General features: G+C 65.0%; 17 protein-coding genes. 9 read left to right on the top strand and 8 right to left on the bottom strand.

What is annotated here, in order from left to right:
- Window positions 1-63: 63 nt before the first annotated feature.
- From QRN25_RS18875 to QRN25_RS18850, 6 genes are all read left to right on the top strand, one after another.
- A complete protein-coding gene (locus tag QRN25_RS18875; RefSeq protein WP_285020785.1) occupies window positions 64-1,227 on the top strand; it encodes an HlyD family secretion protein in 1,164 nt (387 codons plus the stop codon).
- Window positions 1,224-2,759, top strand: a complete 1,536-nt coding sequence (locus QRN25_RS18870) for an MDR family MFS transporter (RefSeq protein ID WP_285020784.1) — start codon at window positions 1,224-1,226, stop codon at window positions 2,757-2,759. The genes QRN25_RS18875 and QRN25_RS18870 overlap by 4 nt, the downstream gene beginning before the upstream one ends.
- 8 nt (window positions 2,760-2,767) lie before the next feature.
- Window positions 2,768-4,195: an efflux transporter outer membrane subunit gene (locus QRN25_RS18865; protein ID WP_285020782.1), complete on the top strand. Its 1,428-nt coding sequence runs from the start codon at window positions 2,768-2,770 to the stop codon at window positions 4,193-4,195.
- A gap of 138 nt (window positions 4,196-4,333) precedes the next feature.
- The gene (locus tag QRN25_RS18860; RefSeq protein WP_271183805.1) at window positions 4,334-4,783 is read left to right on the top strand and encodes a tRNA (cytidine(34)-2'-O)-methyltransferase; all 450 of its coding nucleotides are present in this window, start codon (window positions 4,334-4,336) and stop codon (window positions 4,781-4,783) included.
- Between the two features lie 87 nt (window positions 4,784-4,870).
- Complete coding sequence (locus tag QRN25_RS18855) at window positions 4,871-6,238, top strand: amidohydrolase family protein (RefSeq protein ID WP_285020781.1); 1,368 nt, start codon at window positions 4,871-4,873, stop codon at window positions 6,236-6,238.
- Window positions 6,223-7,074, top strand: a complete 852-nt coding sequence (locus QRN25_RS18850; RefSeq protein ID WP_271183807.1) for a TauD/TfdA dioxygenase family protein — start codon at window positions 6,223-6,225, stop codon at window positions 7,072-7,074. Before QRN25_RS18855 ends, QRN25_RS18850 begins: the two co-directional genes overlap by 16 nt.
- A gap of 312 nt (window positions 7,075-7,386) precedes the next feature.
- Here the strand turns inward: QRN25_RS18850 and QRN25_RS18845 are convergent, their stop codons facing one another.
- The 8 genes from QRN25_RS18845 to QRN25_RS18810 all read right to left on the bottom strand — a co-directional run bounded on the left by QRN25_RS18845 (window position 7,387) and on the right by QRN25_RS18810 (window position 16,843).
- A complete protein-coding gene (locus tag QRN25_RS18845) occupies window positions 7,387-8,184 on the bottom strand; it encodes a FadR/GntR family transcriptional regulator (protein ID WP_285020780.1) in 798 nt (265 codons plus the stop codon).
- A 71-nt stretch (window positions 8,185-8,255) separates the two neighbouring features.
- A complete protein-coding gene (locus tag QRN25_RS18840) occupies window positions 8,256-11,189 on the bottom strand; it encodes a PAS domain-containing protein (RefSeq protein ID WP_285020779.1) in 2,934 nt (977 codons plus the stop codon).
- Window positions 11,186-12,658, bottom strand: a complete 1,473-nt coding sequence (locus QRN25_RS18835; protein ID WP_285020778.1) for a sensor histidine kinase — start codon at window positions 12,656-12,658, stop codon at window positions 11,186-11,188. The genes QRN25_RS18840 and QRN25_RS18835 overlap by 4 nt, the downstream gene beginning before the upstream one ends.
- Complete coding sequence (locus QRN25_RS18830; protein ID WP_271183811.1) at window positions 12,655-12,936, bottom strand: circadian clock KaiB family protein; 282 nt, start codon at window positions 12,934-12,936, stop codon at window positions 12,655-12,657. Before QRN25_RS18830 ends, QRN25_RS18835 begins: the two co-directional genes overlap by 4 nt.
- Before the next feature lie 2 nt (window positions 12,937-12,938).
- A complete protein-coding gene (gene kaiC, locus QRN25_RS18825; protein WP_285020777.1) occupies window positions 12,939-14,615 on the bottom strand; it encodes a circadian clock protein KaiC in 1,677 nt (558 codons plus the stop codon).
- Window positions 14,616-14,708: 93 nt separating this feature from the next.
- Entirely contained in the window at window positions 14,709-16,124 is a 1,416-nt protein-coding gene (locus QRN25_RS18820) for an L-serine ammonia-lyase (RefSeq protein ID WP_285020776.1), read from the bottom strand.
- 115 nt (window positions 16,125-16,239) lie between these two features.
- Complete coding sequence (locus QRN25_RS18815; protein WP_271183814.1) at window positions 16,240-16,536, bottom strand: putative quinol monooxygenase; 297 nt, start codon at window positions 16,534-16,536, stop codon at window positions 16,240-16,242.
- 4 nt (window positions 16,537-16,540) lie between these two features.
- Window positions 16,541-16,843: a putative quinol monooxygenase gene (locus QRN25_RS18810; RefSeq protein WP_271183815.1), complete on the bottom strand. Its 303-nt coding sequence runs from the start codon at window positions 16,841-16,843 to the stop codon at window positions 16,541-16,543.
- Window positions 16,844-17,156: 313 nt separating this feature from the next.
- Between QRN25_RS18810 and QRN25_RS18805 the strand changes: the two genes are divergently transcribed.
- From QRN25_RS18805 to QRN25_RS18795, 3 genes are all read left to right on the top strand, one after another.
- Window positions 17,157-19,649 carry a TonB-dependent receptor gene (locus tag QRN25_RS18805; RefSeq protein WP_285020773.1) on the top strand — a complete coding sequence of 831 codons (2,493 nt, stop codon included), beginning with the start codon at window positions 17,157-17,159 and terminating at the stop codon, window positions 19,647-19,649.
- A gap of 237 nt (window positions 19,650-19,886) precedes the next feature.
- Window positions 19,887-21,986, top strand: a complete 2,100-nt coding sequence (locus QRN25_RS18800) for a PQQ-dependent dehydrogenase, methanol/ethanol family (RefSeq protein WP_285020771.1) — start codon at window positions 19,887-19,889, stop codon at window positions 21,984-21,986.
- Between the two features lie 197 nt (window positions 21,987-22,183).
- The gene (locus tag QRN25_RS18795) at window positions 22,184-24,664 is read left to right on the top strand and encodes an AMP-binding protein (RefSeq protein WP_271183818.1); all 2,481 of its coding nucleotides are present in this window, start codon (window positions 22,184-22,186) and stop codon (window positions 24,662-24,664) included.
- Window positions 24,665-24,955 lie beyond the last annotated feature (291 nt).

The raw sequence follows: 24,955 nt of genomic DNA, 5'->3' as shown, positions 1-24,955 counted from the left end.
TTAGGTGCAAGTGCGAGCGCAATCGCCGCTGCGATGCAGCAATAACGGTATGGATTTCGATTGATGGCAACGGATTTGAGCGAATCGCAGGGACAGTCTGCTGCGAATCAGGGGCAGGAGCGCGTGCCGCCGCTCAAGCGTCCGGGTGTGCGCCGGGGCCTGCTGGCGGCAGGCGTTCTGGTGCTGGTCGCAGGCGGCATCTGGCTCGCCCAGTACCAGATGTACGGCAAGTTCGAACAGGACACCAACGACGCCTATATCCAGGCTGACGCCGTCACGATCTCTCCCAAGATTTCCGGCTATGTCGAGCAGGTCCTCGTCGGTGACAACCAGGATGTGAAGGTGGGCCAGCCACTCGTCCGCATCGACCCGCGTGACTACGATGCGCAGGCGCAGCAGTATCAGGCCCAGATCGACGTCGCCAAGGCCAATGCCGACAATGTGCGCGCCACGATCGGCGAGCAGGAAGCGGCCATCGCGCAGGCGCGCGCGCAGCTTGCCTCGGCCGAGCAGGACGCGCGCTTCGCCGCCGGAGAGGCGGCCCGCTACGCGCCGCTCGCCGCCAGCGGAGCGGAGAGCGCCGAGCGCCTGTCCAGCTTGCGCAATCAGGCGGTGAAAGCCCGCGCCGTCGCGGATGCACAGCGCGCCACGCTGCTTTCGGCCGAGCGCCGGATCGCTTCGCTCAATGCGCAGGTCCGTCAGGCCGACGCGCAGGGCGAGGCGGCGCGCGCGCAGCTGGCCGCCGCGCACGTCAACGTAGGGTCGACCGTGCTGAAGAGCAGCGTTGCGGGCCGGATCGGCGACCGCACGGTGCGTGCCGGGCAGTTCGTGCAGGCGGGTACGCGGCTGATGTCGGTGGTGCCGCTGTCCAAGCTCTACGTCACCGCCAATTTCAAGGAAACCCAGATCGGCCTGATGCGTCCGGGCCAGCCCGCAACGATCGAGATCGACGCGCTGGACGGCACGAAGATCGCCGGACACGTCGAGAGCATCTCGCCGGGTACGGGCGCGCAGTTCTCGCTGCTGCCGCCGCAGAATGCCACGGGCAACTTCACCAAGATCGTCCAGCGCGTGCCGGTGCGCATCGCCATCGACGCGGGCACCGAAGCGCGGCGCGTGCTGGTGCCGGGCCTGTCGGTCGTCGTCACCGTCGACACGATCTCGGCCAAGGGCGCGCAGCACAGCATCGCCGCTCAGGAAGAGGCGCGCCGGGACGCCAAGCAGTGAACGACGCGGTTTCCGCGCCTCAACCTGAAAAGCGCGCTGATGCGGCGGCTTGGCTGGCCGTGGCGGCGGGCACGCTCGGTGCGCTCATGGCGACGCTCGACGTGTCGATCGTCAACAGTTCGCTGCCGACGATCCAGGGCGAAATCGGCGCCAGCGGCACCGAGGGCACGTGGATCGCGACGGCTTATCTGGTGGCGGAGATCATCGTCATTCCCCTCTCCGGCTGGCTTGAGCGGCTGCTCGGCCTGCGCACGCTGCTGCTGGTCGCCTCGATCCTGTTCACCCTGTTCTCGATCGCCTGCGGTCTTTCGACGACGCTGCCGATGATGATCGCCGGCCGCATCGGACAGGGCTTCACCGGCGGTGCGCTGATCCCGACGGCGATGACGATCGTGGCGACACGATTGCCTCGCGCACAGCAACCGGTAGGCAACGCCCTGTTCGGTGCGACCGCGCTGCTGGGGCCGGTGGTCGGCCCTGTGCTCGGCGGCTGGCTGACCGAGAACGTGAGCTGGCACTACGCCTTCTTCCTGAACCTGCCGGTCGGCATCGCGCTGGTGACGCTGCTGCTCCTCGCGATCCCGCACCAGCCGGCCAAGCTGCACCTGATCCGCGAGGCGGACTGGCTCGGCATCCTCGGCCTTGCGCTGGGGCTGGGTGCGCTGACGGTGGTGCTGGAAGAGGGTGAGCGCGAACAGTGGTTCGAATCCTCGCTGATCATCACACTGACGCTGATCTCGCTGCTGGGCTTCGCCTTGCTGGGGCTGGGGCAGGTCATTGCGCGCAAACCTGTCATCCGGCTGAGCCTCCTGCTCAACCGGCAGTTCGGCAGCGTCGTCGCCATGGTCACCGTGGTCGGCATGGTGATTTACGGCACGTCCTATGCGATCCCGCAGTTCCTTGCGACCATCGCCGGGTACAATTCGCTGCAGGCGGGGCAGGTGGTGATGCTCTCGGGCATTCCGGTGATGCTGATGATGCCGATCACGCCCTGGCTGCTGCGCAATGTGGACATCCGCATTTCCGTCTGCCTCGGGCTGTGCATCCTGGCGCTCAGCGCCTGGCTGGAGACCGGGCTGACTGCCACGTCCGACAGTTCGGATTTCACCGATTCCCAGCTGCTGCGCGGCATGGGCACCGTGTTCTGCATGATGTTCCTGAATCAGGCGGCGATCCGATCGGTGCCGTCGGAGCAGGCGGGCGACGCCTCGGGGCTCTACAATTCCGCGCGCAACCTGGGCGGCTCGTTCGCTCTGGCCGGGATCGCCATCATCCAGGACCAGCGGCTGTGGCTGCATAGCCGCAGGCTCGAGGAGAGCCTCAACGCCAACTCGCTGGCGGTGCAGGACTACGTTGCCGGGCAGGGGAGCGGCGCCTTGCGCTCGATCGCGGCGACGATCCAGACCCAGGCGCTGACGATGACGTACAGCGACATGTTCTGGATCATGTCGGTGGGGATCGTGTTCGTGATCCCGCTCGTGCTTTTCCTGCGCCCGCTGCCCAAGAACGCGCCGCTGGCGTCCGGACATTGAGGAAGACCATGCGTTCCCAGATTCTGCTGCTTTCCCTCGCCACCGGCTTGCTGGCCGGTTGCACCGTCGGCCCCGACTATGCCGGGCCGCCCAAGACGGCATCGGATGCCGCTGGCGCGGCCTTCGTGCGCGCCGATGCGGGCACGACCAGCGCGCCGCCGGTCGCCGACTGGTGGAAGACCCTCGGCGATCCACAGCTCGACGCCCTGATCACCCGCGCTCTTGCCAGGAACACCGACATTCGCGCTGCCGAAGCCCGGTTGCGGCAGGCCCGCGCGGCGCTGGGCGAGCAGCGCGCGAACAGCGCACCCAAGGCGAGCGCCTCGGCGCTCTATGCCCATGCGCACATTCCCGGGGCGAACCTTGGATCGAGTGACAGCGGAGAGGAAAGCGGCAGTTCCAGCAGCGACCTCAACCTCTACAATGTCGGCTTCGACGCGAGCTGGGAGATCGACCTGTTCGGCGGCCAGCGCCGCGCGGTCGAAGCCGCGCGCGCACAGATGGAAGGCACCGAGGCGAGCCTTGCCGACGTGCAGGTCAGCATCTCCGCCAACGTTGCGCAGAGCTACCTGAACTTGCGCGATCGCCAGCAGCGCATTGCGCTGGGCGAGCAGTCGGTGGCGATGCAGCAGGACATGCTGGTGCTCACCCGCCAGCGCTTCGATCGCGGCACTGCGACAGCGGCGGACGTCGCGCAGGCCGAGAGCCAGCTGGACGCCACGCGCGCCCGGATCGCCCCTCTGGCAGCCGAGCGGGACGCCTATTTCAATGCGCTGGCGGTGCTGACCGGTCAGCAGCCCGGTGCGGTCGATGCGGACCTGTCCGGGGGCGGTGAGATACCCTTACCCCCCGCCTTGGTGCCGGTGGGGGACCCTTCGGTGCTGCTTGCGCACCGTCCCGATATTCGCGCTGCCGAGCGTACGCTGGCCGCCGATACCGCGAAAATCGGCCAGGCGGAGGCGGCGCGCTTCCCGCGTCTGTCGTTCATGGGCCTCATCGGCATCGGCGGCACCAAGATCAGCGATCTGGGCAATCTCGACGACTTCGTGGCGGTCGGAGCGCCGCAGCTGAGCTGGAGTTTCCTCGATTTCGGCCGCACCAAGGCGAAAGTCGGACAGGCCAGGGCGACCCGTGACGAAGCGGAGGCCCGCTACGACGGCGCCCTCCTGTCGGCCCTGCAGGATGCGGAAGACGCCCTTGCACGGTTCCGCGAGGCCCGCGTAACGGTCGCCTCGCTGGCGCGAGTGCGGGACAAGGCGGCGCTGACCGAACGGCTGGCGCAGAGCCGCTATAAGGCGGGAACGACGACCAAGGTAGCCGCGCTCAGCGCCCGCAACGACCTCAATCGTGCCGAGCAGGACCTCGTCTCCGCGCGCGCCGCCCTGACGGGCGATTACGTCGCCATCCAGAAGGCGCTGGGCTTCGCCTGGCGCTGACCGGACTTACTTGAGCAGATCGGCCGGCAGGCAGGGGACGCTGTCGGGCGTCCAGTCGATCTGGTACGTCGCGGGATTGCATTGCAATCCTGCGCTGCCGGGCTTGCGTGGTCCGTATCCCGGTGCCTATTAGCCACGATGCGCATTGCTCTCTTCGAACCGGAAATCGCCGGAAACGTCGGCGCCGTCTTGCGGCTGTGTGCCTGTTTCGGCGCCGGGGTGGACCTCATCGAGCCGATGGGCTTCGCGTGGGACGATCGCCGGGTCCGCCGGACGGCGATGGACTATATCGATCACGTCAGCGTGACGCGGCATGCCGATTTCGCGGCATTCAAGAGTACCGTCGGGACCAGCAGGTTGGTGTTGTTCACGACGAAGAGCAGCGAATCCGCTTACGAATTCAGCTTCTGGCCGGACGACGTGCTGCTGTTCGGCAAGGAAAGCGCAGGTGTGCCCGAATTCGTAGCCGAGGCGTGCCAGGCCCGCGTACGCATTCCGATGCGTCCGCAGGTCCGCTCAATGAACCTCGCGACATCGGCGGCACTCGCACTCGGCGAAGGATTGCGGCAGACTTCGACGCTTCCATAACCCGGCCGATCAACAAAACTGCCGCGCTCGCTCAAGTGCCGCCCGGTGTCTGAGCTATAGTCGCAGCCATCACCACGGCGGGGACGCATGCAGGCAGACACCATCATTACCGGCGCAACGGTCATCACGATGGATGCCGGGCGCCGCGTCATCCGCGACGGCGCGGTGGCCTTTTCTGGGGACGCCATCGTGGCGGTGGGCAAGGCCGCCGACCTTGCCGGGATCGCTGCGCTCGAAGTCGTGGACGGTTCCGGGTTCCTGCTGACGCCGGGCTTCGTCAATGCCCATGTCCACGTCACGGAGACGCTCATCCGGGGCTTCGTACCCGGCGATCTGCCCTTCGACGAGACGCTCGGCCGGTGGGTGATCCCGCTCTACAAGGACCATTCCCCCGCCGAGCAGGCGGTGGCGGCCAGGCTTGCCGTCGCGGCGATGCTGCGCACCGGGACGACGACCTTCCTGGAGGCCGGAACGGTCATCGCCTTCGACGAAGTCATGGCCGCGATCGCCGGTACGGGTATCCGGGGCCGTGTCGGCCGCTGGACCGAGGACCGCGCATGGGATCCCGCTGCCGACGCCGAGGCGCTCACCCGCGATGCCTTCGCGGCGCTGGAGCGCGACATCGAAGCTTATCCGCAGGACGGTCGCCGCATTGCCGCCTGGCCCAACCTCATCGGGCATATGACCGCGACCGACAGCTTGTGGTGGCAGGTGACGGAACTCGCCCAGCGAACCGGAACCGGCGTTTCGGCGCACATGAGCCCGGTCGCGGGCGATTCCGAATGGTATCTTGCCGCGACCGGGAAGCGCGCGGTCGAGCATCTGGCCGATCTGGGCGTGCTCGGGCCGCATCTCAACCTCGTCCACATGGTCCACATCGATGCGCGCGAGGCGGAACTGGTCGCGGCGAGCGGAACCCGTGTTACGCACTGCCCCGACGCCGCCCTGCGGGGCGGCTATGGCGTGACGCGGCGCGGGCTGTTCCCCGAACTGGCGGCGGCGGGCGTCACGATCGCGCTCGGCACCGACGGGGCGGACAACCACGACATGATGCGCGTCATGGCGCTGATGGCCTCGCTGTTCCGCGATGCGCGTGAAGACCGCTCGCTGTTCCCCGCCCACGCTGCGCTGGAGATGGCGACGCTGCACGGCGCGACAGTACTCGGGCTGTCGGACAGCATCGGGGCTCTCGCACAGGGCATGAAGGCGGACATCGTCGCCCATGACATCCGGCGTCCGGAATGGGTGCCGCTCAACAATCCGGTCGAGCAACTGGTCGCCTCCGCCGACGGGCGGGGTGTCCATTCGGTCTGGGTCGATGGCGTGCGTGTGGTGCAGGACCATCGCTGCACCCTCATCGACGAGGATGCGCTGTGGGCCGAGGGGCAGGCGATGGCGCAGGCCCTGCTCAGCCGATCGGGGTTGCCGTTGGTCAGTGAATGGCCGATCATCTGATGCAGGAAGGGACGAACAAGGTGGAATATTCGGCGATCACGGTAACCCCGCTCACGCCCGGTATGGGCGGGGTGGTATCGGGCGTGGACCTCACGCAGCCGCTCTCCAATATCGAGGTGGAGGAACTGCACCGCGCGCTGGAGGACCGGCTGGTGATCTTCTTCCGCGACCAGCCGATCGACCACGCGGCGCACAAGCGCTTTGCCAACTATTTCGGCGGCATCCATATCGCGCCGAGCACGAAACCCTGGCAGGAGCCGGGCCATCCCGAGATCACGATCATGCACGCCGACGGGGATTCCACCTTCGTCGCAGGCGAGGACTGGCATTCGGATATGAGCTGTGACGCAGAACCGCCGCTGGGCTCGGTGCTCTACCTGCACACGGTGCCTCCGGTAGGAGGGGATACCGCGTTCTCGAACATGTACGCGGCGTACGATGCCTTGTCCGACCGGATGAAGGCGCATCTGGAGGGGCTGACGGCGGTGCATGATGCGGTGGTCGGCTTCGGCGGCATCACGCCCGAGGGGATGAAGCTGCCGCGCAGCAGCCATCCGGTGATCCGGACGCATCCGACTTCGGGGCGCAAGGCCATCTACGTCAACAAGGGCTACACGACCTATATCGAGGGCCTGCCGCGCGCCGAAAGCGACGCGCTGCTGGCCTACCTGTTCGACCATGTGAAGCACCCGCTGTTCCAGTGCCGCTTCTCATGGGCGCAGCATTCGATCGCGTTCTGGGACAACCGCTGCACGCAGCACTCGGCGACCTGGGACTACTTCCCGCAAGTGCGTTCCGGCTATCGCGTGCAGATACTCGGCGATACTCCTGTATGATAATCAGTTGAATTATAAGAATAATAAAAACTATTGATCGGTCGCGAAGAATGTGTCCGGCGCTGGAAAAGGGCAGATATTGCCGTTGCTTCAACGTGCGGCTATCAAACCGATGAAGCGGGCGTACAGCCTTGCGCAGGCTTACACGACGGCCGTGGCCCACGTGCGTGCCACGTGGCAAAAGGGGGCAGGTCTGCTTTTTGCAGCACTACATGAAACGCGGTCTGGATAGCGATCAGCGTCTGTTCCTGGCGGCACACACGCATAAGCCACGACGAGCGCAGGCCATAACGATGTTTGCGATCATGTACGTTATTGCGTGCTTGCTCCGTCGATTGAGGGGATGCGATCCTCGATCAGCACGAGTACGTCACCGATAATCGTGCGCATGGCGATGCGGGCGACGTCGGGATCGCGCGACGCGATGGCGTCGCGTACCTTTGCGTGCTCGGCAACGTCAGCGGTACGACCCTTGATGCGGTTGGTGAAGCGGATCGACGTGCGCAGCGCGGTGCTGACCACTTCACGAAGCTGGATGTAAAAGGGATTTTTCGAAGCCCTTAGCACCGCAACGTGAAAGGCGATGTCGGCTTCCAGCGGATCGTCGAAGCCGCATTCAGCCGCCTGCATGCGGCACAGGCCCTCGTCAATGCGGCGGATGTCGTCTTCTCCGGCGACACGCGCGGCGAGAGAAGCCGCTTCAGGCTCCACCGCCACCCGCAACTCGTTGAACTGGCGCAGCAGGTCGATCGAAAGCTGTCGCTCCAGCATCCAGCGGAGCACGTCGGCATCGAACAGGTTCCAAGACGATGTCGGTTGGACAATCGTACCCTGGCGCGGTCGCGCGCTGAGCAAACCTTTCGCGGTCAACATTTTCACCGCTTCGCGCGTGACCGACCGACTGACCCCATGTTGCTTGGCGAGCTCCGCTTCAGTTGGGAAGACAGCACTGCCAAACTGCCCGGTGACGATCGCGCGGCCGATGCTGTCGAGCAAGCCGAAGGTAAGGTTCCGGCCGAGCTGAACTACCGGTTCATCGACGATGAGATGCGAAGACCCTGCCACGAAGCCGTCCTTGTCCTTCCAACCGGGCCATTGCCGCAATGCCATGGTAATCTGTACGTCCAGCTGAACAAGAACGTTTCATATGATAATTATGACTCTACAAGGTGATCCTTCGATCAAGGTTGGTCGGCGATTTCCCGGATGCGATCGGCCAACGCATCCATCGCAAATGGCTTAGTCATGATCGCCATGTTCTTTGCCAACTGGCCGCTGCCCATTACCGCCTGCTCCGCATACCCCGTTATGAACAGCACTTTGAGCGAGGGCAGGCGGGTCAGCGCGGCATCGGCTATCTGCCGCCCGTTCATGCCACCGGGCAAGCCCACGTCCGTGACCAGAAGGTCGATCGGCTGTCCGCTGTCGATCACGCGGATTGCGCTTGGTCCATCTTGTGCCTCCAGCACCCGATAGCCCAGTTCCTCTACGACCTCGACCACGAGCATCCGCACTGTCGGTTCGTCGTCCACCACCAGTACCCGGCCGACGCGCCGGGGCTGCTCGGCCGCTGGTTCACCTTCGAGAACCGGCACCATGATCGCGGATGCCTCGAGCGTTGCGTGGCGCGGCAGGTATAGGCGCATGGTGGTGCCGCAGCCCGGTTCGGTTTCTATGTCGATCTGTCCTCCGGACTGACGTGCGAAACCGTATATCATCGACAGGCCGAGCCCGGTGCCCTCACCGATCGGCTTGGTGGTGAAGAACGGATCGAAGGCGCGTGCGACCACCTCCCTGGCCATGCCTGTGCCCGTGTCGGCCACGCTGAGCTCGACATATTCGCCGGGTTGCAGGTCGTGCTCGCGCGCCTGTTGCGCCGACAGCGCGACATTGGCGCTCGAAATCCGGATGAGGCCACCGTCGGGCATGGCGTCTCGGGCGTTGATGCACAAGTTGAGCAGTGCATTCTCGAGCTGATTGGGATCGACCAGAGTGGACCACAGCCCGCCGTGAGAGGATGTCTGCACTTCCACATGGGGCCCAACCGTGCGCCTTACCATGTCCTCTATCCCGGCCACGAGCTTATCGACGTTCGTGGGCATCGGAGCAAGCGTCTGGCGGCGGGAAAAGGCCAGCAGGCGATGGGTCAGCGCCGCTGCGCGGCGCACCGCGCCTTGCGCTGCCGTCGAATATTTCTCGAGTTCGCCGGTGCGGCCCTGGGCGATGCGCGTCTGCATCATCTCCAGCGCGCCCGAAATCCCGGCCAGCAGGTTGTTGAAATCGTGCGCGAGGCCGCCAGTAAGCTGTCCGACCGCCTCCATTTTTTGCGACTGGCGCAGGGCCTCCTCGGCGCGGTCGCGTTCGGCGGCCGTCTCGACCACTTCGTCGTGGAGGCGGCGGCGCTCTTCCTCGAGCTGGCGTTCCACGGCCTTGCGGGCCGATACGTCCTGCATGGCGCCGACCATGCGCTGCGGCCGCCCGGCTTCGTCGCGGATGACGTAACCGCGGTCGAGAACGTCGGCGTAGCTGCCATCCGCACGGCGGAAGCGGTACTCGTCGCTCCAGTCGGTGTCCTGACCGGCTATGACCTGGAAGATGCTGTCGTGGATGCGGGTGGCGTCGTCCGGGTGGATTTGCGCCAGCCACCATTCGCCTGTCGGGGCTACCGTCTCCGGAGCATGGCCGTAGGCATGGGTGAGTGCCTCGTTCCAGTTGACGAGGTCGGCGCGCAAGTCCCAGTCCCATACCGCGTCGTTGGTGGCCCGCCCGGCAAGCCGCAGGCGCTCGCCGGTTTCGCGCAGGGCGGCATTGGCCTCGCGGTCACTGGTGACGTCCTGCACCGTGCCAATGAGCCGGACGGGCGCACGCCCGTCGAAGAAGGCCAGACCATGGGCGCTGATGTGGCGCAGTTCGCCATCCTCGATGCCGATCGTCCGGTATTCGACCTCGAAGTGATGCGAGCCATCGGGATCGAGTGATGCCGCGACGGCGCGATCGGCGCGGTCACGGTCTTCGGGGTGGAGACCGGCCAAGAACGCGGTTTCGTAACTGACGCTTACCCCGGGAGAGAGGCCGAACAATTCGCGGCACCGGTCGTCCCACGTCAACGTGCCCTCGCGGGGTCGGTAGTCGAAGCGGCCCAGCTCGGCCGCACGGACGGCCAGCTCCAACTCCTCGCGGCTGCGTTCCAGTGCGCGTTCGGTACGGCGGCGCACGGTCAGGTCGGTAAACAGGACGGCGACATGATGCCGTGCCGGATCGTCGACGCGATAGGCTTGTACGGCGTACCAGCGGTCGGCCAGCTGGCGGGCGGGGAGTTCGATCCTTTCGGAAATCCCGGTCTTCGCGACGCGCCCGTAGAGGTCGAACCAGTGTTGCTCATGGGCCGGCGCGATCTCGCGCATCCAGCGACCTGGGGCCTCGGCAATCCCGGTATAGGCCTCGAAAGAATCGTTGACCTCGATGAAGCGATAGTCACTGGCCTTGCCGTCATCGTCGAAGACAACCTCGACGACGCAGAAGCCGGCATCGATGGAATTGAAAAGGGAGCGATAGCGCAGTTCGCTGGAACGCAGTGCCACTTCGCTGCGGGCGCGATCCACCGCATCGCGCGTCCGCAGGGCTACGTCTTGCACTTGCAGGCTCTCGCGCCCGGTCCAGACGCGCGGGCTCGCGTCGTGGACGTAGAGGACGCTGTCGAGCCTGCCTTCGCGGAAGATCGGGCAGACCAAGAGTGCGCGCGAGCCGATGGTACGCCAGCCTTCCGCGAAGGCTCTGGTGCGTGGGTCGATGTCGCTGTCGGAAACCGCCAGAGTGCGGCCGAGTCGCAGTTCCGCGATGATCTCCGGACCGAAGCTGTCGAGCACGCGGGTCTCGCCGGCAAGGCTGGGCAGGCTGGACGACCAGTCCGCGTCGAGGTAGGCCCTCGTACCGTCTTCGCTGATCGTCGCGAAGCCGCATCGCCCGGCTGCCAGGTGCTCACCCAGCAGTTGCGCGGCGGCCGCCAGGATGTCCTCGGCGTCGTCGCTGCGCCGCATCGCGTCGAGGAGACGCAGCTGGAACGCCTGCCGCTCCAGCAGTTCCTCGTGGCTGGGCCTCTCGGGTTCGTTGCTCACGCTCGGCCTTCGATGGGCAGGATCATGCGGCAGACTACACCGCCGGGTGCGAAATCGACGGTGGCCCCGGTGCCGTCGCCGCGTGCCAGGCTGCGGGTGATGAGGGTCTGGCCGAAGCCGTGGCGCCTGGGCATTTTCACATGCGGGCCACCGCTTTCCGTCCAGGCCACTTCGTAAAGATCGCGTTCCAGCTGTCGTCCGGTGACGGTTACGCAGCCGCTTTCTGCCGACAACGCGCCGTACTTGACCGCATTGGTCGTCAGTTCATGCACGACAAGGCCGAATGCGATGGCAACGTCCGGGGCGACCGACCGATCGAGTTCACCGATCTCCATGCGAGGTCCGGAGGACGATAGATAGGGCGCCAGTTCGCTGCGGATCATCGCCGACAGGTCTATGCCCGTCCATGAGGCGTCGGCGAGCAGGTTGTGCGTGGCGGCGAGCGCCTGAATGCGGCGGGTGAAGCGCACGCGGAAGTCGTCTAGCCCGTCAGAACCCGACAGAGTACGGCTACAGATCGACAGAACCATCGTAAGCGTGTTCTTCACCCGGTGGTCCAGCTCATGCATCAGCAGGGTCTGGCGTTTTTCTATGGCCTTGCGCTCGGACAGGTCGATCAGGGTGATCACGCTGCCGCCCGGCGCCTCTCCCGTCAGGCGCAAGGGGGCAACGCTGACCAGCAGGTCCTTGGGCGGACTGGCGAAGGGCGCGAAAGCTTCGAGCCCCTTCACCGCCTTGCCCGCGCCCGCCATGGCGATCAGGTCCTCGGTGCGGGTGGCGGCGCTGCCGTTCGGGAAGATCAGCGGCATGGCCTGCTCGAAGGGGCGGCCGATGAGCGCTCCGGGCATGACGGCGCAGGCGGCGGCGTTGGCGTTGATGATCCGCCCTGAGCGATCACAGACGACCACGGCCTCGTTGGCGGAGGCGATGACGGCCTGCGCAATGCGCTCGGACTCCTCGGCGACGGCGGCCTCGACCCGGACCGTCACGTCGCTGAAGGTCAGCGCGGAGCCGATCCCGAATGCAAGGGGAAGCGGGGCGGCCGTGACCATTAGGTGCCGGTCGGCACCGTCGTGGGTCTGGACGAACTGTGTCTGATGCCGACCGTCGCGCGCCTGGACGATCGTTCCGCGCACCGTATCCGCCGTGCGGGCGTCCAGCCGGGCGAACAGCCCTTCACGCTGCAGGTCCACCGCGCCGCAGCCGATCAGGGCGCAGAAGGCTGCGTTAGCGTAGAGCAAGCGCTCCTGGTCGTCGAGCGCGACGGCGCCGATATCCATCGCCTCCATCATCGCGCGATAGCTGTCTTCTCCCCCGGCGAGGGCGAATACGGTGTCCTCGTCGGCGCTGCGCACGACGACTGCGTCGGCGTCACCTTCGCGGATCGCGCGCAGGGTTTCCTCCGCGTCGTGGAGGCGGTGTCTCAGCTCCTCTATCGAGAGCGCGTCGAGCCCCGGCCCGGTCGTCACGCGGCGTCACCCAGCTGGAGGTGGACCAGCACTTTCTCGGTGTCCGACAGGTCGCCAATGATCTTCTGGATCGGCACCGGTAGTTGCCTTACCAGAGTGGGGATGGCGACGATGTTGTGCTCCCGCGCGAGCCGCGGGTTTTCCTTCAGATCGATGACTTTGACCGCATAGCTGGAATCGAGGTATTCCTTGCAGATCCGCTCGAGATTGCGGATCGCGGCGACTGACTTGGGGGTCTGCCCAGCGACGTAGAGGGTGAGTTCGGTAGACCTGTCCATGATCATCCCCTAAAAGCGCTTCGGCCGGTCGCAAGTTCCGCCAGATCGGACGCGGCCTGATCGCGGAAATCCGTTTCCGCCTGTATCAGCCGGAGCAATTCCGCCTCCTCCGCTGCGACGTCGGCCTGGAGCGCGGCGATTTCCACTTCGGCCTTGCGACGACGCTGCTCGACCTTCTGCTGCAGGGCGGTGACGGTAGTTCGTCGGTCTACCTCGTTGCGGCGGGCCTGCGCCTCGGCAAACCGCCGGGCCGAGCCGGTCAGCGCCCCATTCTCGCCCAGATAGGGTTCGACCAGGCTGATACCGTCGTCGCTCATGACGAATTCGCGCACCTGATTGGAGTGCGCCATGCCGCGCGCCTTCAGCAGATAAAGCTCGCGGTTGAACTCGCCGTTCACCTCGCGGTTGAGCAGCAGCAGCCAGGCATCCATCAGCGAGGACAGGCCGGCATCGGTCTGAGCCAGCGCCTGGTCGTGGGCGAGGTGGGTGAAGACGGCGGTGATGCCGTTGGACTTGAGGTAGTCCACCATCCGCAGCAGCATAGACTGCACTTCGAGTGTCTCGCCGCTGTCCATGAAGGCGGAGATCGGGTCGAGCACCACCAGCGAGGGACGGAAGCGCGCGATCTCGCGGATCATGATCGCAAGGTGCATCTCGAGACTGTAGAAGGTCGGCCGCGCCGATACGCAGCGCAGCAGGTCTCCTCCGATCCATGGCGCGATGTCGAGGCCGATCGAGCGCATGTTGCGCACGATCTGCCCGGCCGATTCCTCGAACGAGAAGATCATCGCCCGTTCGCCCCGGCGGCATGCGGCATCGACGAAGCACATCGCCATGGAGCTCTTGCCCGACCCGGCCACGCCTGAGACGAGGATGCTGCTGGCGCGATGAAAACCGCCGCCCGTCAGCATCTGATCGAGGTCGGCGATGCCGCTCGACACCCGTTCCTCGAAGACCTTGTGCGCAAGGCCGAGCGAACTGACCGGCAGGACGCTGAAGCCTTCCTCGCCGATCAGGAAAGGGTATTCGTTGGTGCCGTGGGCGGTGCCGCGATACTTTACGATGCGCATCCGGCGCGTCGAGATCTGGTTGTGGACGCGGTGGTCGAGCAGGATCACGCAGTCGGAGACGTATTCCTCAAGCCCCTGCCGCGTGAGCGAGCCGTCGCCGCGCTCGCCGGTGATCACGGCGGTCAGGCCCTTTTCCTTTAGCCAGTCGAACAGGCGGCGGATTTCCGCGCGCAGGATCGCGGGATTCTGGAAGGCCGAGAACAGGCTCTCGATCGTGTCCAGGACAATGCGTTTGGCGCCGACCTCGTCGATGGCGAGTTCGAGGCGCAGGAACAGGCCCTCCAGGTCGTAGTCGCCCACTTCGGCCAGTTCGGAAGGTTCGACGGCGATGTGCTCGATGGCGACGAGGCCCTTTTCGACGAGGCTGTCGAGCCCGAAGCCAAGCGAGGCGACGTTATCGACGATGTCCCTCGGGCGCTCCTCGAAGGTCACGAACACGCCCGGCTCGCCTTCCCGCGCGCCGTTGACGAGGAACGTAGAGGCGAACAGCGTCTTGCCGCAGCCTGCCGAGCCACATACGAGGGTGGGGCGTCCGCGCGGCAGGCCGCCCATGGTGATGTCGTCGAAGCCTTCGATACCCGTCAGGGCCTTTTCGATGCCGGCAGTCATGCTCGTCCCGATTTGATCACAGAATCGGTGCTTATGCGAGCCCCCGATGCGAGGCAAACGATCTCATCCGCGCCGGGTTCCGAGTTGGCCGGATCAGCATTCCACGACGTTGGCGGCAAGACCGCCAAGGCTCGTTTCCTTGTACTTGCTGGCCATGTCTACGCCCGTCTGGCGCATCGTCTCGATCACCGCGTCGAGGCTGACGATATGGCGTCCGTCGCCCTGAAGCGCGAGGTAGGCGGCGTTGATGGCCTTGACCACGCCCATCGTGTTGCGTTCGATGCAGGGGATCTGGACGAGGCCACCGATGGGATCGCAGGTGAGCCCGAGGTTATGCTCCATGCCGATCTCGGCGGCATTCTCGATCTGCTGGTTGGTGCCGCCGAGCGCCGCTACGAGCCCCGCCGCCGCCATCGAGCAGGCGACGCCGACTTCGCCCTGGCACCCCATCTCGGCGGCCGAGATCGACGCGCGCTTTTTGTAGAGGAAGCCGATGGCGGCGGCGGTCAACAGCAGCGTGCGCTCGCCCTCACGGTCGGCACCGGGTACGAACTTGCGGTAGTAGAGCAGGGTTGCCGGGATGACCCCGGCGGCGCCGTTGGTAGGGGCGGTGACGACGCGGCCGCCCGCTGCGTTCTCCTCGTTCACGGCAAGCGCGAAGAGGCTGACCCATTCGAAGGTCTGGGCCGGGCCGAAGCTGTCCTTCTGGGCGCGCAGGCGGGTGTGGATGGTGCGGGCGCGGCGACGCACCTTGAGGCCGCCGGGCAGCAGCCCTTCCTGCTTGAGCCCTCGCTGGACGCAGGCGTCCATGGCGTCGATGATACGGTCGAGCCCGGCCAGCGTCTCCGCCTCCGGGCGCCAGATGCCTTCGTTGCGCAGCACCAGCGTGGCGAAGCAGAGCCCGGTTTCCTCGCCCAGCGCAAGCAGCCCTGCACCGGAGGAGAACGGGAAAGGCTGGCGCAGGTTGTGGCCGCTCTCGGGCGTCAGGGCTGCAAGGGACGTCGCATCGCCGCGCACCACCGCGCCGCCCCCGACGGAGTACCAGTGCTGCTCCACCGGCTTCGCCCCTTCGCTGAACCATGCGGTGAAGCGCATGCCATTGGCGTGGGCGGGCAGGAACTCGCCGAAATGGAAGACGAGGTCGGTGCTCTCGTTGAACGCGATCTCGGTGTCGAACGCCCGGCTGGCAAGGCGGCCGTGCTCGCGAATGTCGGCGACGATCGCGGGCACCGCATCGGGATCGGCCGATTCCGGGCGCAGGCCGGAGAGACCCAGTAACACCGCCGCGTCGGTCGCATGGCCGCGCCCGGTCAGTGCGAGTGAGCCGTAGAGCTCGCAGGCCACACGTGACGGCGTTTGCGGTAGGCTCTCCATGAATGCCAGCGCCGCGCGCATCGGACCGACTGTGTGCGAACTCGACGGACCTATACCGATAGAGAAGATGTCGAGAGCGCTGATCGCAACTGCCGAGAGTTCGGCGTCGGAGGGGGGGAGGGCGGTCGTGTGCATATCGGTTTCCGATGCCGGTATAGCGCAGTGGATCATCGGGGAAAGGGGCCAGTTCCAGCTGAAGTGCCGGGGCCAGCAGCACGCCGATCGTCAGGCCCTGTCGGCAGATCGGTGTTCAAGGCAGCGAGCGGTAGAACTCCAGTTTCATGTCCTCGGCCACGCATTCGAGGATCGGCGGGACCAGCCGGTCGTGAAAGTCGATATGCATGTGCTTTTCGTAAGCGGCCTCGTCGCGAAAAGTGGCGACGACCTGGAACAGGTCGGGGTCCGCCTCCGACTGGAACAGTTCATAGACGAGGGCATCGGGCTCGTTTTCGAACACCAGACCCTTCAGTTCGGATTGCAGGGCGATCATGTCGTCGCGCTTTTCCGGCCGGGTGCGCAGCTGGGCGATGAAGCTCTTGGCGGGCATAGGGTCAGGCCCTTCCATGAGGTGCGAGGTCGAACAGGAGCTCGCGTTCGTACGTGCCTTCCATGCAGCCGACGATCTTCTCGATCAGCGGCTTGTTGTGATCGTAAGCCATGTGGGCCTCGTCGGCGGCCTCATCGACGAAACTTTCGTGGACGGCGAACATGCCGGGTTCGGCGAGGCGGAAGAACTTGTAGACAAGCGTGCCCGGTTCCTGCTTCGACAAATCCTCCATCTGGCGGGCGAGGGCGATGAAATCGTCCTGCCGGTCGTGGCGGACGCGGAAGCGGGACAGGAAACTGAAGGCCATGAGGCACTCTCTCCTTTCAGTGCGGGACGAGTCGCTCTCGTTCCCGCAGGTTCTCTCCGAATGCCGCGCCTATCTTGGCGCGTGCTCCGTGGAATCGAGGATAGGCGATCACAGAATAAAAACAATCATGAATGCATTCTATATCGCGTTTCCCTGCCCCCCGAGAGGTTTGTCGACAACCACCGCATGAGCCCGGGGCATATGATGAAAATAGTCATCAAAAAAACATACATGAATGATTGCCAAACGCCGTCTTCGTGATAATCCTTGATGCAACCCGCAAACAAATGGCGGGACACAAGGAGAGAGAGGCATGTTCACCAGGCAGCTTTACTGCTCGTCTTGCGCGTTCGCGCTCGTCGCCGGAATCGCAAGCACGCCAGCCTTCGCACAGGACACTTCGACCACGGACGCAGCGCCACAAGAATCGGGGCAGCAATCGGGGCCGCAATCGTCGGGTGGCCTGGCCGAGATTGTCGTCACCGCAACCCGCCGCGCCACCGACCTTCAGTCCACGCCGGTCTCGGTCTCGGCGGTGGACAGCACGTTGATCGCGCAGGCCGCCCCGCGCGACCTCGGCGACATCGCGGCGTTCGTGCCGAACTTCTCGGCCGCGACGATCGCCAACTTCAATGCCGCCAGCTTTGCGATGCGCGGCGTCGGGCAGACCTCGATCATCGTCTATTTCGAGCCGCCGGTGGCGGTGCTGGTGGACGACTTCGTAGTGCCCTCGGTCCAGACTCAGCTGCTCGACACTTTCGACATTGCGCAGGTCGAAGTGCTGCGCGGCCCGCAGGGCACGCTGTTCGGCAAGAACACTACGGGCGGCGTCGTCACCGTGCGCACCAAGCGCCCGCAGATGGAGTACGTGGGCGTCGATGCCCGCGCCGAGTACGGCGACTTCGGCCAGAAGAAAGTGCAGGCCGCGCTCAACGTGCCGATCGGCGATATCGCCGCCTTCCGCCTCGTCGGCGGTTACGAGAAGTCTGACGGGTTCTACAAGAACGGGGCCTGTTACGGCCCGGTCACCGGCTTCGTCGACAACAAGTTCCAGGGGCGCAGCGGCTGCCTTGGCGGCGAGACGATCGGCGGCAAGGACGTTTGGCAGGCCCGGGCCAAGCTGCTGGTCGAGCCTTCGCCCAATTTCAGCGCGCTGTTCCAGTACGAATGGATTCGCGACCGGTCGGACTCGGTGCCGTCGGTGAACGAGAACTACCTCTATACCGGCACCAATCCCTTCGTTACCGACCTGCTCGGGCTGACCGATCCGAATGCGCAGGGCACCGATCCGCTGAAGCGGGCGGCCTACACCGGACGGCACGACGGCCTGCTGTTCATGGACAAGGGCCAGCGCATTTCGGTCGACGGGCTCTACGCCAACCTCGAATATGACACCGGCATTGGCACCGTCACTTCGGTCTCGGGCTATCGCAACCAGCGCTCGCGCATTCCCAACTCCTACGCGGGTGCGACGGCCGTGGCGGAAGACGGCCAGTACCTGTCGTTCTTCGACGCGACCCGCGATGACAACCGCAAGACTTGGCAGCAGGAACTGCGCTTCGCCTCCGACCTGCAGGGGCCGTTCAATTTCGTCGCGGGCGGGTTCTACCAGCGCGACAAGATCGATTTCTGCGTGGCGCAGATACTCGGGTTCCTCGACCTCACCTCCGGTCCGCTGCCGTTCGGCAACTGGAACGATACGCCGTACGTCCTGTGCAACGCGCAGCGGGCCAAGTCGCGCGCGGTGTTCCTCGAAGGCACGCTGAAGCTGGGCGAGAAGCTGACGATCGCGGCGGGCGGGCGCTATACCTGGGACGACAAGACCTGGCTCGGCCGCCAGCAGACCTTCATCCCGGCATTGAACGGCGGCTTCGACCCGACGATCACCATCAACGAGGCGCTCGACGCCAGCGTCTACAAATACCCGGCGGGCGTCGTCAGCGTGAAGGGCAAGTGGCGCGAGCCGACCTACCGCGCCAGCATCAGCTATCAGGCGACCGACGACATCTTCGTCTTCGGCGGCTATTCGCACGGTTACAAGGGCGGCGGTTTCAACGACCAGATCGGCGGCTTCGCGGCCTTCGGCACCGACCTCGACGCCTTCCGCGCCGCCGCGCGGCCGACCGATCCGGAAAAGGCCGACAGCTTCGAACTGGGCTTCAAGTCGCAGTTCCTCGACAACCGGCTGCGCTTCAACCTCACCGGCTTCTACGTGAAGTACAAGGATCTGCAGAAGCAGCTCAACGTGCCGATCGTGGTCAACGGCCAGCCCAATCAGGTTACGTTGTTCGTCAACGCCGCCAGCGCCGACGTGAAGGGTATCGAGGCGGAACTCTCCGCCACTCCGGTCGAGGGCCTGACCCTGCGCGGCGTGCTCGGCTACCAGGACGGTAAGTACAAGACCTATACCGCCGAGAACGCGGGCTATGACCTGGCCTCCGCTCCGCTGGACCGCGCGCCGAAGTGGCAGTGGACGCTGGACGGCTCCTATGCGCTGCCGCTGGGCAGCGACTACAAGCTGACCGTGAACGGCAACGTCGCGTATACCGGGCGCAACCTCAATACGCAGGCGATCGACGATCCGCTGGGCAACACGTTCCTCAATGCGAGGACGCTGGTGAACGGCTCGATCACGCTCGCGCAGGCGGATGACCGCTACTACGTGCGCCTGATCGGCAAGAACCTGACCGACAAGCGCTACCGCGTGGCGGTGCAGAACGTCGCGGGGCTGTGGCTCAACTCGCAATACGGGGCGCCGCGCTACTTCGGCGTCGAACTCGGGCTGTCGTTCGGCGACCATCTGTGAAGGACGGGCATCTTTGAGCACGAGGTGGGGGAGCTCGAACTCCCCCACCCAACGAGAGGTGATTGAGTGGTGATTGACGGCAAGGTGCGAGCATGCCCTCCTGGATCGTCATTGCAAGCGGCGAAGCCGCGCGGCAATCCACGGCGTCGCGGCGCTGCCCTGGATTGCTTCGCTACGCTCGCAATGACGAACGGGGTATTCGCAGGTCGGGGAGCGGCAGGCGCGGCGGCCATCGCCATGGCCCTTTCCCTCGCGGCCTGCGGATCGGCGGATCAGCAGGCGCTGGCGGGTAAGGGCGCTCCCGAAGGCTGGGAGCGCCAGCTGGACGATGCCAGCGACGGTGACGACTGGCCCGCCTTCGGCCGCACTTACGGCGAGCAGCACTACAGTCCGCTTGATCAGGTCAATGCCGGTAACGTCAAGGACCTCGGCCTTGTCTGGGCGGTGGACCTTCCGGCGGGCAACCCCGCGACCGGGCCGATCGAGGTGGGCGGCACGGTCTATCTCGCCAGCGGCTATTCGGTGGTCCGCGCGATCGACGTCGCTTCCGGCAAGGTGAAATGGGAACACGATCCCAAGGCCCCCGAAGCCTCCGGCATCCGGCTGCGGCAGGGCTGGGGCAGCCGCGGCATCGCCTACTGGAACCACAAGGTCATTACCGCCACGCAGGACGGCCGCCTCGTCGCGCTCGACGAGAAGACCGGCAAGCCCGTCTGGACCGTGCAGACGCTGGAGGAGGGCGCGCCGATGTTCATCTCCGGTCCGCCGCGCGTGTTCGACGGCAAGGTGATCATCGGCAATGCCGGGTCCGACGAGAGCGCGGTGCGCGGCTTCGTCACCGCCTTCGACGCGGACAGCGGCAAACAGTTGTGGAAGTTCTACACCGTCCCCGGCGACCCGGCGAAGGGCTTCGAGGACGAAACGCAGAAGATGGCCGCGAAGACCTGGAGCGGCGACTGGTGGAAGTACGGCGGCGGCGGTTCGGTGTGGAACGCCATCACTTACGACAAGGCCAACGACCAGATTCTGCTCGGCACCGGCAACGGCGCGCCTTGGAACCACAAGATCCGTTCTCTGGGCAAGGGCGACAACCTGTTCGTCTGCTCGATCGTCGCGCTTGATGCGAAGACGGGCAAGTACAAGTGGCACTACCAGATCAACCCCGGCGAAAGCTGGGATTTCAACGCCGCGATGGATATGGAACTGGCCGACCTGACCATCGACGGCAAGCCGCGTCAGGTGGTGATGACGGCGCCCAAGAACGGCTTCTACTACGTGATCGACCGGAAGGATGGAAAGCTGATCTCGGCCGAGCCCTTCGTGGAAGTGACGTGGGCGAAGAAGATCGACCTTGCCACCGGCCGTCCGGTCGAGAACCCCGGCGTGCGCTACGAAAGCGGCAGGACTTCGTTCCGCCCCACGCCGCTGGGCGCGCACAGCTGGATGCCGATGGCTTACAGCCCGAAGACGAAGCTGACCTATATTCCCGCCATCGATTTGCAGGCGCACTTCGACGACACCGGCATCACGCGGGAAAACTTCAAGTTCGCCGAAGGCATGGGACTGTCTCCGGGCGTCGGCTACGCGATCGACGCGGGGGGCAAGGACGTCACCGGCTGGCTTGTCGCCTGGGACCCGGTGGCGCAGAAGGCGCGCTGGAAGCTGCCGATGCCCACGCACGGCAATGGCGGCATCATGGCGACGGGCGGCAATCTCGTGTTTCAGGGGCGGCCCGACGGCGGCTTTTCCGCCTATAACGCCGAGGACGGCAAGCGCTTGTGGAACTTCGATGCGCGCGCGGGCGTGGTGGCGCCGCCGATCACGTACCGCGTCAACGGCAAGCAGTACATCACGGTGATCGCCGGGATCGGCACCAGCGTCGGCCTGTTCGGCCCGATGTTTGCGCAGTACGGCATCGATTACCGCACGCAGGCGCGGCGGGTGCTGACTTTCGCGATCGGCGGCAAGCAACAGTTGCCGCCGCGCGAACCTTACAAGGCCGTCGCCTTCGAGGATGCCAGCTTCAAGCCGGATGCCGGCAAGGCCGCGCGCGGAGAAGGCATCTTCGGCGGTCGCTGTGCGGTCTGCCATGGCACCTCGGTCATCGCAGGCGGCACCGCGCCGGACCTGCGCACTTCGCCGATCCCTGCCAATTCGGAGGCGTTCGCCGAAGTGGTCCGCAATGGCGCGCTGGTTCCTGCGGGAATGCCGAAATTCGGCGAATTCACGCCCGATCAGGTCGAGGCCCTACGCCAGTACATCCGCACCCGCGCCGAAGTCCTGCGCAGCGGACGGCCCGACAGTGCAGTAGGGTCTGCGCACAAGACCGGGGAGTGATCTGCGTTTCGGCAAGGGGCGCCCGGAAAGGGCGCCCCGATCCTCCGATCACGCTTCTCGGTTGGTATTTCTCAGCATTTTCCTGAAGTAAAAAGAGGATTTACCCTTCCGCTCATTGCGCGGGGGTGTGTTGCGCAAGAACTGATTCGTGTCGTTCGTCACCATCGCCCGCCGGCGATCAGTAGAGGGGCTCTGCAGTGCGCAAACAGAAGTTTACAGCGACCGCGCTCGTTACTCGCAGTTCACTGTCTTACATCCGCAGCGTGTTCGCGCTTGGCGAGGCCCGCCAGGCCTTCGTCAACGTTCATGACGAGGCCCACGCGGAAGGCCTTACCGGACTGGAAATCGTTTCCTGCATCACGCCGGACGACGGAGGCGGCTGGTTCGATGAAAGCCATCCGCTGATCCATGAAGATCGGCCTGCGCAGGTCACGTACACTTCGGGCACCGAAGGCAAGCCCAAGGGCATCGTCCTGACTTACGCCAATCTTGCGGATGCAGCGGAGCGGATCATCGACCAGATGGGCCTGACCGCAGAAGTGCGCGAGTATGTTGGCGTGCCGGTCACCTACAGCTTCGGCATCGGCCGCATCCGCGCAGTCAGCGCGGTCGGTGGATGCGCATATCTGCCGCCGCGAGGTTTCGATCCCCTCGAACTGGCTCGCATGCTGAGGTCGGGTGAGGTGAACGCCTTGTCCGCAGTCCCCACTCTTCTGCGTATCCTGCTGCAGCGGCGGTCCGTCATCGGGGATGCAGGCAAGAAGCTGCTGTGGCTGGAGATCGGTTCGCAATACATGTCGGGCGCTGAAAAGCGCGGCATTCGCGAGATGTTTCCCAATGCCCGCATCGTACAGCATTATGGCCTGACGGAAGCCTCGCGCAGCACTTTCCTCCAGATTTCCGACGTTCCGGATGCCGCGCTGGATTCAGTCGGCAAAGCCGTCGGCGCGACCGAGGTGGCGATTTCCGAAGAAGGACGCATCTGCATTCGCGGTCCGCACGTTGCGCGCTGGAAGCTGGATGCCGGCGAAATGCGCGATCTTTGCGGCGCCGACGGCTGGCTGGAGACCAGCGACCTCGGCCATATCGACGATGGCTATCTCTATTACGACGGGAGAGCGGACGACCTGATCAACTCAGGCGGCGTGAAGCTGAACCCGGATTTGCTCGAGATGCGCATTTCCCAGCTTCTCGGCCAGAGCGGCAGAGCTGTCGTGGCGAAAGTGCCTGACGCGCTTCGGGGCGAGGGCGTGCTGGTCGCCACGGATGCGACGGACATCGCCGCCGACCGGCTTCATTCGGCGGCGGCAGAGGCCCTGAAGGAATTCGGCGTCGTTGCCGGGGATTCCCTCCACATCCGTGTCATCCCGAAGATTCCGCGCACGGCGACGGGCAAGGCCATGCGCCGCGTCATGACCCAGGATTTCGTCGAGGAGCGCAAGGCTGCCGTCGTCGATCCCGTGCCCGATCGGGCACCCGAAGCGGCGCCGCGCGACGTCCAGGGGTTCTTCCGGCAGTTCTTCCCCGGACGGCGCATCGGCGCCCACGACAGTTTCGAAAGCCTGGGCGGGGACTCACTAAGCTACATCCAGTTCTCGCTTGGTTTCGAAGGACGTTTCGGTGCCCTGCCGGACGGGTGGGAGTCGCTCACTGTCGAGCAACTGGAAAAGAGCGCCGGCCCGCCGGCAGGAGACAACTGGCGCAAGCTCGACACCGCGATGCTGACGCGCGCGTTCTTCATGATCTGCATCGTGGCCTTGCATCTCGACACGTTCGTCTACAGCAAGAACTGGGGCGCAGCCTATTTCCTGTTCATGCTGTGCGGCTACAGCGTCATGCGCTTCCAGTGGCCGGAGATCAGCCGGACCGGAAAGCTGGGTACGATCTTCGGGACGGTGCTGAGCGTAGCTATCCCGACGTTGATGGTGACGATCGCAATGCAGCTGTGGGCCAGGAACCTCGAACTGAAGCCCCTGCTCTTGATATCGAACTGGTTCGACCCGCATCAATATCATGTGGCCTATTACTATTTCGCTGAAATCTACATGCAATTGCTGCTCGTCGTGGCGGCGCTCTTCTCTATCCCGGCCATTCGTAGATTTCTCAAGGCGAGGCCGATGAGCTTCTGCACGATGCTGCTGATCGCCGCGACCGTAGGAAGCTGGATGGTCGAGAAAGTCTGGGACACCAACTACATTTTCCATCGCACGCCGATCTGGTATCTGTGGACGGTTGCCGCGGGCATGCTGATAGCAAGTGCGCGAGACTTGCGGAGCCGCATCGTGGCGATGCCGATAGTGACGGTCGCGGTGCTTCTGCACCACGGTTTCACGTCTGCCAGTGGCTATATCGTGGGCGGCGTGGCCCTGTTGCTCTTCGGGACATCCATCAAGGTTCCGCCTGTTGCGAAATCCATCGTTTCCGAGGTCGCCGGATCTTCGATGTTCATGTACCTCAGTCACTATCAGGTCCGGTCGCTGATCATTCGGGTGTTTCATGGCCCGAAGCCATGGGTTGCGCTTTCCGTCGCCATCGGGTTCGGCATCGTCTTTGCCCATGCTTACGCCTGGACCGAACGCAAGGTGCGCGGCTTCCTGCGGGCGCGGGAGGAGGGTACGGGCAGTCCGGCCACCTATGCATACGAAGAGCCTGCAGGACTGGTCAAAGCAATCAGTTGAGCGTCTTGCCGGTGTCGATGACTCTGCTCGCGACAGCCACCTTTGGGGTGGTGATGCCGGCCGGCAATATGCGAATGCAAAAAAGGAGCGGCCGCAAGCGACGGGGCGATGCATGCGGCCGCTCCCTGCGCTTTTGTCAGCGCCCCGCTAGCAGGCGCGGGTGAAATGAAAAGCGTGAGCCTTGGCGAATTTCGCAATTCGATCGCCACGCTTGCCGGACGGATACGAACGGACACGGGTCGTGTCCCGCGGGGTGGTGTAGGAACCGTCGATCTACGGCAGGATCAGGTT

Origin of the sequence: Novosphingobium sp. fls2-241-R2A-195 (genome assembly GCF_030209485.1) — a bacterium.
Lineage (GTDB): Bacteria > Pseudomonadota > Alphaproteobacteria > Sphingomonadales > Sphingomonadaceae > Novosphingobium > Novosphingobium resinovorum.
Note: the sequence above shows the minus strand (reverse complement) of the source record. Positions and strands in the feature narration are given on the sequence as shown.

Coding starts and splice junctions, on each gene's coding strand:
- QRN25_RS18865 (WP_285020782.1), top strand. CDS start 2,768: ATGCGTTCCCAGATTCTGCTGCTTTCCCTCGCCACCGGCTTGCTGGCC.
- QRN25_RS18860 (WP_271183805.1), top strand. CDS start 4,334: ATGCGCATTGCTCTCTTCGAACCGGAAATCGCCGGAAACGTCGGCGCC.
- QRN25_RS18845 (WP_285020780.1), bottom strand. CDS start 8,184: ATGGCATTGCGGCAATGGCCCGGTTGGAAGGACAAGGACGGCTTCGTG.
- kaiC (WP_285020777.1), bottom strand. CDS start 14,615: ATGACTGCCGGCATCGAAAAGGCCCTGACGGGTATCGAAGGCTTCGAC.
- QRN25_RS18810 (WP_271183815.1), bottom strand. CDS start 16,843: ATGGCCTTCAGTTTCCTGTCCCGCTTCCGCGTCCGCCACGACCGGCAG.
- QRN25_RS18820 (WP_285020776.1), bottom strand. CDS start 16,124: ATGCACACGACCGCCCTCCCCCCCTCCGACGCCGAACTCTCGGCAGTT.
- QRN25_RS18815 (WP_271183814.1), bottom strand. CDS start 16,536: ATGCCCGCCAAGAGCTTCATCGCCCAGCTGCGCACCCGGCCGGAAAAG.
- QRN25_RS18875 (WP_285020785.1), top strand. CDS start 64: ATGGCAACGGATTTGAGCGAATCGCAGGGACAGTCTGCTGCGAATCAG.
- QRN25_RS18850 (WP_271183807.1), top strand. CDS start 6,223: ATGGCCGATCATCTGATGCAGGAAGGGACGAACAAGGTGGAATATTCG.
- QRN25_RS18855 (WP_285020781.1), top strand. CDS start 4,871: ATGCAGGCAGACACCATCATTACCGGCGCAACGGTCATCACGATGGAT.
- QRN25_RS18830 (WP_271183811.1), bottom strand. CDS start 12,936: ATGGACAGGTCTACCGAACTCACCCTCTACGTCGCTGGGCAGACCCCC.
- QRN25_RS18805 (WP_285020773.1), top strand. CDS start 17,157: ATGTTCACCAGGCAGCTTTACTGCTCGTCTTGCGCGTTCGCGCTCGTC.
- QRN25_RS18800 (WP_285020771.1), top strand. CDS start 19,887: ATGGCCCTTTCCCTCGCGGCCTGCGGATCGGCGGATCAGCAGGCGCTG.